We start from the raw sequence: 10,958 nt of genomic DNA, 5'->3' as shown, positions 1-10,958 counted from the left end.
TTTATTATATTTGACATGGATATTGTTTGTTTTGCGACTTCAAGATACTGAATTTCAGTGTCTTGAGCAATATCTAATTAATATTTTTTACTTCAAATAATTACACCCAACGGGTTTAATTGAGTATTTTTTCAATTCAACCTCAATACGAAAGAAGGAACTTGAAAAGGAATCAAACTTGAAGGTTCCGGCGCCTAAAGATGTAAACAAAAAAAATATAACAGCAAATCAACGAGCTCTAATAATGGTTTACGAGGGCAACACTATAGTAACCAGAGAGGAACAGGGCAACGATTTGTATAACAAAGTGACGAAATGGGTAAAATCTAAAACAAGAACTGCAGATCCTGACACAACCAAATTAGTTTTACATAATAAAATCAAATTATTTGAAAGTATTATTCCATTTTTGAAGGAAGAAAATAAGCAAAAAGCAATTGATGAAATCAAAACATTAAAATTGCATTTACTTAAATATTAATCAGTTAAAAAAAAGTAAGCACTTATAAGTACTTACGCATTTTTCAAGGTTGTAATCTTTGTTAAACTTAAAAACAAAGATTATGAGCAACCCATTTGACGTTATCGATGCACGTTTAAGCAATATTGAATCTTTATTGCTAGACATCAAACATCCCGAAAAAAAACCTGAAAACAAACTTTATTCTGTCAAAGATTTGGCCGAATATGCTGGCGTTTCTGAATTATCAATCCGGAACTGGATCACTGAAGGTAAGATTGAAGCTAAACGCATTGGCCGTAGGATCTTAATTGATCAATGCCAATTTGAAAAAGGCCTTGAAGAAGTAAAATCCCTTAAATATAAACGATAAATCAAAGCTATGAGTGGAGGAGACACCCAAAGCTTTGATTTTAATAGTTTAGAACAAAGCAAAGTTACAAAACAACGATATACAAAACACGAAAGTGTTAAGATATTGGAACGCCTGGCACTTGAAAAACTCAAAATACGCTATCCAAACAATCCCTATTTACCCAAAACAATTTATACCGATGCAACTACAAACGGGCTGACTAGATGCGTCATAGATTATATTTCTTTCAATGGTTTTCAGGCGGAAAGAATTAACTCGACTGGAGCCATAAAGGACAATCGGAAAACCTCAACCGATGTATTAGGCAATATAAGAACCATTGGCAGTGTACAATTTATTAAATCTAACACCCAAACCGGAACAGCCGATATTTCAAGTACTATAAAAGGCCGATCTGTAAAGATTGAAATCAAATGCGAAGCCACCGGAGACAATAAACAATCCAAAGGACAAATAGAGTATCAAAAACAAATTGAAGCGGCTGGAGGCGTGTATTTGATTGTTCGAAACTTCAATCAATTCTATGAATGGTTTAATGAATTTGTAAAATAAAGCAACAAAATGAGTGATGAAAAGTATTTTAATTTTCCAATTCAATTGCTGGACGGATTTATGAGCAACCCAGACAAATCATTGTATAATATTTCTAAATATGTTGTTTACAAAAACTCATTAAAATTAGAATTTGGTACCCCATTAGGAAAGTTTAAAGACAGTGGTGATTTTTATAATTTAACTTTTTCTAACCCACCTAACGCATTAAAAGAGGCCGAAGATATGTATTTAAACATTCCTGAAAAGGCTCCAAATACAGGTTTAAATCTTTCCATATTTTGGGATTTTTTAAGGAATGACAAAACAGAATTTGACAAAATATGTTTGTTGGCTTTTTTAGGCATCAAAAGCATACTAGGTAATAAATCATATTGCAAAGTTACTAACCTTTATTTATGGTCCAGAATGGACGGTAAGACAAATACAATAGTTGAGGTTAGTGAGTTGTCAAATGAAGTTAGAAAGTATGCTAACAGATACCAATCCGAAAATATAAAAAATGAATTAATATTAAACTGGCATCTCATTTATTACAGCCGATATACAAGAGGGTTTTATGTTTCATTAAAAATGAGTTTAGAAGATTTGATTTTTGAAGCAGAAAAAAAGAGAAAATCCATAAAAGAAAATCAACAGAAACTACTTCAAAAAGTAGCATTAAAAAAGGCATTGGAACGATTGAAAACAACAACAAATTAACAACACCATTACAGCAGCTATATAAAGGGATTTACAAAATTATTTTTTTTATTCTCAATTACTCAACAATTAATTTACAAATCTACAGCAGCTATATAAATATTATTTAGAAAGGTATTATAGAAAGGTATTTTAAAAAAATATTTTATTAGTGTGTTTTTTGATTTTTTCAAAATCAACCAACTATACAAAATGATTTTGATTTTAACGAATATGAGATATGATTTACTTCCAGAAAAAAGGGAAGAAAAAAAGAAAAAAAGTTGCGCTAAAAAAAGAAAAAATATAAACCAATAAAACAGATATCATGAGCGAAGGCACAATCACAAGAAAAGACATCATAACTGATGAAGCCCTAAATTGGGGAAATGAGTATAAACAGACTCTTGAAGCAGCCATTGGCAAAAATAAAGAGTTTGTTGCTGGAATTCTTGAAATACACGAAGCAAATAAATTATTGAGAGGTTCTATTGATCAGAAACAATTTACCGAAAACAGTAAAAAGATTAATGAGGAAAGTCAAAAAACAATTGCTATTTGGAAAGAGCAAATACAGCTCGAAAACGCTTTGATTGCTACCAAAAAGAAAAATGAGCTGGCAACCGAGGGAACTAACCGGGCATTAGTAAAAGAGCGTTTAGAATTGGCTTTGACTAACAAGCAAATAAAACAAGAAGCACTTGAAAGATTGGGTTTAGTTGGAGCATACGAAAAACTGAATAAATCCAGGACTGATGCTAAAAACAAACTTCGAGATTTAATTGTATCTGAAAAAGCGTCAACATTAGAAATTACAAAGGCTCAAAAAGCTTTTGATGGATATGATGCAAAAATAAAAAAAGCCGATAAAGCCGTTGGAGATTTTTCCAAAAATGTAGGGAATTACAAAAGCGCTTTTAGTGGGATTGGAAATTTATTTAGTGCTTTTGGTATCGTTGGAGGAATTGCCGGTTTAGTTGCGATTACTAAAAGTAGTTATGATACCACAAAAGAGCTTCAGTCTTTGAATTTAGCATTGAAATCAGTTACTGAAACACAAGAGAATTTTAAGGAACAACAAACTTTTTTATCTGCTATTTCATCAAAATATGGATTAGAGATAAAAAATTTAACAAAGCAATATGTTTCTTTTTATGTAGCTGCAAAGAACAAATTAGCGGGAAAAGAAATTCAAGATTTATTCGAAAATATTGCCAAATCTGGATCCGCTTTAGGGTTATCGAATGAAACATTAGAAAGATCATTTGTAGCATTGAATCAAATGTTAAGTAAAGGAACCGTGGCAAGTGAAGAGCTCCGGGGCCAGCTGTCAGAAGCATTGCCGGGATCAGTTCAAGCAATGGTAAAAGCAGTTCAAAAACTACATCCAGAAATAAAAAATCTTACCGAAAAAGGACTTTTTGAAATGATTAAAGCCGGAAAGGTTTTAGCCAGTGAGGTTTTGCCGGAAACCGCTAGACAATTGGTTATACTTACCGGAGCCGATAAAGCAGAAGGAATCGAAACACTAACAAAATTATCAAATAGGCTTTCTAATTCCTGGACTAAATTAATTTCTTCTATAAATGATACGGATACAAGCGGATTTGGAATATTTGTAAAAAAGATAGTTAGTGGACTCACAACCATATTAGATTTTACTGGATTATTATTCAAAAATGAAAGCCAGCTTTCTGATTATTTCCAAAATATAGGGAAATCAAAAGGACTTGAAGAATATCAAAAAATAATGAATAATATTTCCACAACTTCAAAAGAAAATCAAGAAGCAACAAAAAAAGAATTGTTATTCAGAGAGCGTGAAACCATAAGAGTAAATCAAGCAATTATAAAAGCTGAAAAAGCAAAAAGAGACTCAATAGCTGGAGGCGATAGAGCATTATTTCACTTACAAACAAAGCAAGAAGAGGATGCGCTTGTTGCAATTGGGAAATCAAGTGCAATAATCAAAAAAATAAATGAAGATGCCTTGAATTCAAATGTTAAATCTACAAAAGCACCAGTTCCAGAAGAAACAGCCAAAGAAAAGGCAGCTAGAGAAAAAGCACTAAGAGACAGATTAGATTCAGAAAAAAAACTATCGGATTCATTGTATGAAGTCGATAAACAACGCTTGGAGCGTTCAATAAAAATAAATGATGAGGTATCTAAAGATGATTTAGAAACTGACGACGTTAGGATTGCAGCTGCATTGAACAGCCAAAATAAACAAATTGAACTAATCGAACTAACCAAAAAACATTCCTTGGATGCTGATAAATTCGTCTTGGACAAAGACAAATTAAATGCCAATCAAAAATTACTAATAACTAGAGATGCAGCTTTTAAAATAGAGGATATTAAGAAAGAAACATCAAAGGAAATTGATAAAATAAATGAGTTTGATGCTAAGTCCTATGAAGATAGTATCAAACGTGGAGTTACTGAAATTGAAATTTCAAATAATAACAAATTAGCAGCTGAAGAAAAGAGATTTCAAGATGAATTGGCTTTAGGTTATGAGAATGACAAAGCAAAAGAGAAGGCAGCAGAAAACCACGAAAAAGCATTATTCAATATTAAAAAAGAAGGGATAATTGCAACTACAAGCCTTCAAATTAAAGCTTTGAATAATGAGATTGATGCTTACGAAAAACAATCTGACGGCTCCCAAAAAAGCCAGGATTTTATACTAGAAAAAAGGAGACAAGTCTCAGAATTAACTGTTAAACTAACTCAAGCTGAAGGAGACAAATTTAAAGAAAATGAAGATTACAAAGGTAAATCTGGAGCTGAAAGATTAGGCTTATGGTATGCTGCAAATAAAAAAACTATTGATGAAATTACTCAAATATCCACGGAAACCTTAGGGGCTTTAACTGATTTAGGAAATGCGTTTACCGCTAGGGAGATTCAAAATCTTGATGATAAAATCAGTAAAAACAACGAATACTACGATAAGCAAATAGAGCTGGCCGGAACTGATGAGCGTCAAAAGGATTTGCTTCAAAAAGAGCGTGACAAAAAGAATGAGGAGCTAGAAAAGAAAAAGAGAAAAGCACAGGAAAAACAAGCAAAATATGATAAGGCGGCCGCTATAGCACAGGCTGGAATTAGTACTGCATTAGCAGTTTTAGCAGCATTAAGCACTCAACCATTTTTACCTTTAGGTCCAATTATGGCAACATTAGCCGGAGTATTGGGAGCAATTCAAATTGCTACAATTATAGCAACACCAATTCCAAAATATAAAATGGGTCGTAAAGGCGGCCCGGCAGAATTTGCAATAGTTGGAGACGGTGGAGTGAGTGAAGTTATTGAACGCAAAAGCGGTAAGATTGAGTTAACTCCAAAAGTGCCAACATTAACTCATTTAGGGCAAGGTGACATTGTACATAGTTCCATTGATAGTTACGACAAATCAATGAGAGCTTCTATTTTAGCAAGTCTGGGAGTTGATAGTCGAAAAATGAGTGAATTTCAAGCTACTCAAATTTTTGAGAATGATAATAAGGAGCTAGTAAAAGAAATGCAGTTGACACGGAAAGCGATCGAAAAGAACAAAACAAATGTAACAGTCAATGTTCCTAAAATTGACATTCCTCACGAGATATGGAAAATGAAAAACACAAATTGGAATCAATAAATAGTAACAATTAAACAAACATAAATTATGGAAAATCGAAAAGAACAAATTGAAAATCTCAAAAATGAGATTGCACAAAAACAACAATCATTAGATCAGTTGCAAGAAGCGGAAGATCAGGACCAGCAAGAAAACCCAGATCAGGACATTGTTAATGAATTTGTAGATAACTTAAAAATTTAAAACAAAACACCATGAAAAAAGAAAGAATCTTAATCAGTCAAGACAATTCATTACTTGATTCTATATGCTCAGATTTGCGACATTTCAAACCGTTGTTAGAGAATCTAAAAACTATTTATGAATCCCTAGAAATCGGGCCTTTTACCCCTCAAATTTATGGTGAAATAGTTTATTCAGGAACTGGAGAAATATCTAAAAGGTTTAGAGCTAGTATTGAAGCTGACATTAAAAAGATGGGGGTCTCAAAGTCAATTATCAAAGATAACATTACTTCAGGAGCTGAAACATTATTGAATCAATTTGTAGTTTACGTTAATGAATTAAAAAGATTCCGTCCAGATACTTTTAGCCGGGAGCAGAAACTAAATTTAAAATGTATTTCTTTAAATGAAAAGGGTTTTGTCATAACTTCAGACGATAAAGAAGACATCCTGGAATCACAATGCCGGATTTATATTGAAACCGATGAAGAGCACGAACTTTATAATGCTTTACTCAAATTTATAGAAGCCTTTGATAATTTTGATAAAAACATAGTTGAGTTGGGCATAACAACAAATCCTTATGCAAATAAATTAGGATCTGTTGCCGAAATGTTTTTGATTCCAGAAAATGGAAAGTATAAAGTGAAACCTGAGTCTATAAGATGGGCTATAAATCGTAAAAACTTATTAAAAAGCAACAAAGGAAACCACTAAAAAAAAATAATTAAGCTTTCAAAGGGAGCGTCAAAAGCCCCCTTTTTTCTCTAAAGTAGGTAAAAGTACGGAATGAGTAATAATAAATAACCTTGAAAATATGGAACAAAAAAGAGCAAAAACCCCCGGATCAGGTAGAAAAAAAGGCGTTCCGAACAAATCTACATCTGAAGCAAGGGAACTACTTCAAAAAGTATTAGGTAAGGAATTAGATAAATTAGGTTTATTATTGGCCAAATTGGAACCGATAGAAAGGGTTAACGCATTGGCAAAGCTTCTGCCTTACATACTGCCAAAGCAATCCGAGATTACAATTGGCCCTAAAGAAGAAATGACACCGGAACAAAAAACCCAAAGACTCAAAGAACTAAAAGAAAAACTTCTTAATTCAGATATATGATTACAGATGCAGAATTACTTGAGCTGGAAATATTATTGATCGAAAATTACATTTTTCATAAATTTGGCAAAATTTACCACAATGAAACCTCAAATGAAATTATTGCACTTCGTGAGGACCTGGAACAATTGTTAGTAAAAGAATATCCAGGACGGTATAGGGTATTTAGCGACAAAATTACTATGAGTTTGGATTTATTCAATCTTCTTAAGATGAGGTATTTTTCAAGGAATGAAACTCTAATTATTGAAAAATTAGAGTTGAAAAACTGACTTTTACAAGCCTTTCAGAAATGAGAGGCTTTTTTATGGTGAAAAATAAAATAGTGTCGTTACGGGAAACCTCAATGTAGTTGATTTTTAATGTATTAATTTTGGTATTATTAATCTAAAAAGTAAAATTATGGAAGGATTAGGAATTATTTTTACAATAGCAATAATAGTTGCGGTTGTTCTCGTATTGCGTTTGCTAGGTGCTTGGATGCTTAGAATTGATGAAGTTATTAATATTCAAAAAGAAATGCTCGAAGAATTAAAAAAGGCTAATAAAAGTAAATAAAATGAAAAAATTATATCAGTGATCGTGCTTTTAACATCAACATTCTTATTTGGTCAAAATTGTAAATATAAAATAAATGAAGTTGATGAATTTACAAAAAACATAATCTTAGAAACAAAGGCTGAATTACTTACAATCTCTGGAATGGGTTTTGGATTTTCGAGTAGTTATTCATTCAAAAAAATTAACAATAATAGATATTTAAAGTTAGGTATAACTAGCCCTTCAATTTTTACATTAAGACAAGGCCGGGACATCATGTTTAAAACAAATACCGAAGACATAATTAGTTTAGAATTTCCTGAAACTATTGTTGCTGATTATATTTCAGGGTCCAGAATAGGTACTAGTACAACACCTAGTATGTGGACTGGAACTATTTTAATACCAATTTCAAATGAGAATTATGAAAGGCTTTTAAAAGATAAAATTCTGAAAGTAAGAATTTATACAGGAGATGGATATATAGATGATGATGTTAAAGAAAAAAGAGCAAATAAATTTCAAGAATTATTAAAATGTGTGTAACCAAGACCACTTTTAATTTATAATTGAATATTAAACTAAAAAATCATTTTTATAAGTGGTTAAAAAAGTTATTAACACTATTGAAAAGCAACGAAAATGGCAACTAAAAAAATAAAACCCTATAAATCAATTGATTATAGGGTTAAAAGTGGAGTCGGGGAGAGTCGAACTCCCGTCCAAACAAGCAACTAAAAAACTTTCTACACGCTTATTTTCTGATTAAATTTTCGACTTTGTGCTCGGCCAGAAACAGCCACACATTGCTTATCTTCTTAATTTCGAAATCCACCCGAAGCTTATGAAAATCTAGGTTTAAATTTACGATTTACCTTTATCGACCGCTATAAACCAGAGCTTTCGAGGTAAATCCTGCTTTCCTACCTTGTAGGACGAGGCTAATCTTACTATAATTCAGATTATGCAGCAAGAGCGTAGTTTCCTTCGCCGTGTATGTGTTTTGAAACCTTTTATTTACGAGAATTGTCCCAGTTCTCGACGTGCTTACTTTTCAATTCGACTTGCTGTCAAAACCAGTCGACCCCAATTTGAATACTATGAATAATATTTTTTTGCAAAGGTATGCCAATTAATGCTAAATTCAATAGTAATAGAACAACAAATACAATACCAATTTATAAATATCAAATTTCTATTCTAAAAAATCTAAGTTTTAACTTTTATTAATATCACTATTCATCTTCTACTTTAAAAGGATAGTTACCAAATATTGGCGCTAATTTTCGAAGGGCATAAGTACTTTTTGTGAATTTATTCGAAAGGGCAATTATAGTGACATTTTCATCTTTTAAAGGAATATAAGAAGATGTAAAACCATGCCACCAACCATTATGGAAATAGAAGTTTTTACCATTTTCCCAATTGATCATTCGTATTCCCAAACCATAATTTTTTCTGCCAGGATGCTCATTGCTATATCCAGTATAAACTTGTTTTAAAAGTCCCGGTTCTAAAAAGTAAGGTGAATTTCGTGCTCTGTCAAATTTTAATAAATCTCTTGGTGTTGAGTAAATATTTTTATCACCATATACTTTGTCGAGATAATCAATTCCTATTTCCACTCTGTTGCCTTTATACGAAGGAGCAACTTTCTTTTTATCTTTATCAAAGTCCAAAACAAATGTATTAGTCATTCCGAGTGGTTTGAAAATAATTTGACTCATAGCTTCTCTATAAGAAAGTTTGGTAACCTTTTCAATTATCAAAGCCAACATTGCATAATTGGTATTACAGTAGGCAAAACGGGTACCAGTTTTTTGTTCTAAACTAATGTTTTTAGTTCCCATTATGGTTAAGATATCTTGATTGGTTAGTGTGTTATGTCTGTCCCAAACCGTTTTATCACGATCCGTAAAATAGGCATAACTACGCATCCCACTTCGGTGACTTAATAACATTCTGATTGTTACCTCAGGATACGGAAATTCTTTCAGATAGACTGTTACTTTATCGTCTAACCCAATTCTTTTAGCATTGACTAATTTTAGAATTGCCGTAGCGGTAAGGACTTTACTTACAGAAGCAATATGGATTGGTGTGGTACTTGTTATTGGTGTTTTATCTCTAAAGTTTGCATAGCCTTCATATTTCTCATAGATAATTTGACCATTTTTTGCTACAAGAAATCCACCATTCATACTGTTGTTTGGCCAGTTTTTCCTGTAAAAGGCATCTATTTTTTCTTTGGTTGCTGTGATGTATTCCGCGGTAAGTTTTGGAGTTTCATTGGTTAAGGGTTTCATTTTTGGCAATGCATCTTTTGGAAGTTCGGCATCGTTTAGTTCCACTTTTTTCTGCTTTGTACAAGAACTTAAGACTAAAATCAAGAGGAGTAATTGTAGTATATTTGCGCGTTTGATAGAATTCATATTTATTTTGCTAGAAAGGCAAATATATAGAATCAATCCCTTTTGATTTGTAATTTTTTCGAAAACCTTAACAGTTTTTTTAATTTAAAATTATGTTTCATAATCTTATTTATTAGATTTTAATGAATTTTATCTTAAAATTTTTTTTTTAAAGAATGACAATTAATTAATAATGTTATATTTGTAACAAAAACAAGTAATAAAGTTAAACTATAATAAATATAAGATATGAAGTTTGGAATTATTAAAGAAAGAAAAAGCCCGCCAGACAGACGAGTTGTGTTTTCTCCTGATGAATTAGCAAGATTAAAACAGCTTCACCAAGGGGTTTCTGTAAAAGTTGAAAGTTCCGATATTAGGGTTTTTACAGATGCACAATATAAAAATATGGGAATAGAAGTTACAAATGACATCAGTGATTGTGATGTTTTCTTTGGAGTAAAGGAAGTTCCTGTAGACAATTTAATCCCTAATAAAACCTATTTCTTTTTTTCGCATACTATAAAAAAACAACCACACAACAGAAAATTGCTACAAGCCTTATTGGAAAAAAATATTGAATTTTATGATCACGAAACCATAGTCGATGCTCATAATCGAAGACTAATCGGTTTTGGTAAATATGCTGGAATTGTTGGTGCATACAATAGTATTCGTGCTTTTGGAATAAAATTCGAATTGTTCAAACTTCCAAAAGCAGAAACACTTTCCGGGAAAGGGGATATGATTGCACATTTGAAGCGATTGGTTTTGCCACCTTTAAAATTTGTGGTTACAGGAACAGGAAAAGTAGGTAATGGTGTCAAAGAAGTTCTCGACGCCATTAAAATTAAGGAAGTTTCAGTAGAGAACTATTTAACAAAAAACTACACACAACAGCTAGGGGTTCGTTGCGGCTGCAAGCCGAACAATGAACCCCGTGTTGAACGGAACCGGAGTACCTGCCGTTAACACTATGCAGTTATCGTAAAAAAATTAGAGAGAATTTCA

At 32.0% G+C, this 10,958-nt stretch carries 12 protein-coding genes, 1 other RNA gene and 1 pseudogene; 12 read left to right on the top strand and 2 right to left on the bottom strand.

Annotated elements, in window-relative coordinates; translation table 11 throughout:
* The first annotated feature begins 244 nt into the window (after nt 1-244).
* From IR213_RS15415 to IR213_RS15365, 11 genes are all read left to right on the top strand, one after another.
* Nucleotides 245-481 (top strand): hypothetical protein, encoded by a 237-nt coding sequence (locus IR213_RS15415; protein WP_194313189.1) that lies wholly within the window; start codon nt 245-247, stop codon nt 479-481.
* Nucleotides 482-563: 82 nt separating this feature from the next.
* The gene (locus IR213_RS15410; RefSeq protein WP_194313188.1) at nt 564-833 is read left to right on the top strand and encodes a helix-turn-helix domain-containing protein; all 270 of its coding nucleotides are present in this window, start codon (nt 564-566) and stop codon (nt 831-833) included.
* Between the two features lie 9 nt (nt 834-842).
* Nucleotides 843-1,388 (top strand): hypothetical protein, encoded by a 546-nt coding sequence (locus IR213_RS15405; RefSeq protein ID WP_194313187.1) that lies wholly within the window; start codon nt 843-845, stop codon nt 1,386-1,388.
* A 9-nt stretch (nt 1,389-1,397) separates the two neighbouring features.
* A complete protein-coding gene (locus tag IR213_RS15400; RefSeq protein ID WP_194313186.1) occupies nt 1,398-2,090 on the top strand; it encodes a hypothetical protein in 693 nt (230 codons plus the stop codon).
* Between the two features lie 307 nt (nt 2,091-2,397).
* Nucleotides 2,398-5,715, top strand: a complete 3,318-nt coding sequence (locus tag IR213_RS15395) for a tape measure protein (RefSeq protein WP_194313185.1) — start codon at nt 2,398-2,400, stop codon at nt 5,713-5,715.
* Between the two features lie 27 nt (nt 5,716-5,742).
* The gene (locus tag IR213_RS15390) at nt 5,743-5,898 is read left to right on the top strand and encodes a hypothetical protein (RefSeq protein WP_194313184.1); all 156 of its coding nucleotides are present in this window, start codon (nt 5,743-5,745) and stop codon (nt 5,896-5,898) included.
* A gap of 11 nt (nt 5,899-5,909) precedes the next feature.
* A complete protein-coding gene (locus tag IR213_RS15385) occupies nt 5,910-6,596 on the top strand; it encodes a hypothetical protein (protein ID WP_194313183.1) in 687 nt (228 codons plus the stop codon).
* Nucleotides 6,597-6,696: 100 nt separating this feature from the next.
* Nucleotides 6,697-6,996 (top strand): hypothetical protein, encoded by a 300-nt coding sequence (locus tag IR213_RS15380; RefSeq protein ID WP_194313182.1) that lies wholly within the window; start codon nt 6,697-6,699, stop codon nt 6,994-6,996.
* Nucleotides 6,993-7,268, top strand: coding sequence for a hypothetical protein (locus IR213_RS15375; RefSeq protein ID WP_194313181.1), 276 nt, complete (start codon nt 6,993-6,995; stop codon nt 7,266-7,268). The genes IR213_RS15380 and IR213_RS15375 overlap by 4 nt, the downstream gene beginning before the upstream one ends.
* A gap of 130 nt (nt 7,269-7,398) precedes the next feature.
* Complete coding sequence (locus tag IR213_RS15370; protein ID WP_194313180.1) at nt 7,399-7,554, top strand: hypothetical protein; 156 nt, start codon at nt 7,399-7,401, stop codon at nt 7,552-7,554.
* A 24-nt stretch (nt 7,555-7,578) separates the two neighbouring features.
* A complete protein-coding gene (locus IR213_RS15365) occupies nt 7,579-8,082 on the top strand; it encodes a hypothetical protein (RefSeq protein ID WP_194313179.1) in 504 nt (167 codons plus the stop codon).
* 146 nt (nt 8,083-8,228) lie between these two features.
* Here IR213_RS15365 and ssrA read toward each other — a convergent pair.
* Together ssrA and IR213_RS15355 are read right to left on the bottom strand one after the other, a co-directional pair.
* Nucleotides 8,229-8,624, bottom strand: a transfer-messenger RNA (tmRNA) gene (ssrA, locus tag IR213_RS15360).
* 147 nt (nt 8,625-8,771) lie between these two features.
* The gene (locus IR213_RS15355) at nt 8,772-9,968 is read right to left on the bottom strand and encodes a serine hydrolase domain-containing protein (RefSeq protein ID WP_194313178.1); all 1,197 of its coding nucleotides are present in this window, start codon (nt 9,966-9,968) and stop codon (nt 8,772-8,774) included.
* Nucleotides 9,969-10,196: 228 nt separating this feature from the next.
* On the opposite strand from IR213_RS15355, the pseudogene IR213_RS15350 reads away from it, so the two are divergent.
* A pseudogene (locus tag IR213_RS15350) lies at nt 10,197-10,859 on the top strand (alanine dehydrogenase); the annotation flags it as partial.
* Between the last annotated feature and the right edge of the window lie 99 nt (nt 10,860-10,958).

Source organism: Flavobacterium soyangense (assembly GCF_015277675.1).
GTDB lineage: Bacteria > Bacteroidota > Bacteroidia > Flavobacteriales > Flavobacteriaceae > Flavobacterium > Flavobacterium soyangense.
The sequence above is the reverse complement of the archived record's forward strand: the minus strand, read 5'-3'. Positions and strand labels throughout refer to the sequence as shown.

What these genes read in the sequence shown, in the direction of transcription:
- IR213_RS15395 (WP_194313185.1), top strand. Translation starts at nt 2,398, where the DNA reads ATGAGCGAAGGCACAATCACAAGAAAAGACATCATAACTGATGAAGCC.
- IR213_RS15410 (WP_194313188.1), top strand. Translation starts at nt 564, where the DNA reads ATGAGCAACCCATTTGACGTTATCGATGCACGTTTAAGCAATATTGAA.
- IR213_RS15370 (WP_194313180.1), top strand. Translation starts at nt 7,399, where the DNA reads ATGGAAGGATTAGGAATTATTTTTACAATAGCAATAATAGTTGCGGTT.
- IR213_RS15415 (WP_194313189.1), top strand. Translation starts at nt 245, where the DNA reads ATGGTTTACGAGGGCAACACTATAGTAACCAGAGAGGAACAGGGCAAC.
- IR213_RS15385 (WP_194313183.1), top strand. Translation starts at nt 5,910, where the DNA reads ATGAAAAAAGAAAGAATCTTAATCAGTCAAGACAATTCATTACTTGAT.
- IR213_RS15380 (WP_194313182.1), top strand. Translation starts at nt 6,697, where the DNA reads ATGGAACAAAAAAGAGCAAAAACCCCCGGATCAGGTAGAAAAAAAGGC.
- IR213_RS15400 (WP_194313186.1), top strand. Translation starts at nt 1,398, where the DNA reads ATGAGTGATGAAAAGTATTTTAATTTTCCAATTCAATTGCTGGACGGA.
- IR213_RS15390 (WP_194313184.1), top strand. Translation starts at nt 5,743, where the DNA reads ATGGAAAATCGAAAAGAACAAATTGAAAATCTCAAAAATGAGATTGCA.
- IR213_RS15405 (WP_194313187.1), top strand. Translation starts at nt 843, where the DNA reads ATGAGTGGAGGAGACACCCAAAGCTTTGATTTTAATAGTTTAGAACAA.
- IR213_RS15375 (WP_194313181.1), top strand. Translation starts at nt 6,993, where the DNA reads ATGATTACAGATGCAGAATTACTTGAGCTGGAAATATTATTGATCGAA.
- IR213_RS15355 (WP_194313178.1), bottom strand. Translation starts at nt 9,968, where the DNA reads ATGAATTCTATCAAACGCGCAAATATACTACAATTACTCCTCTTGATT.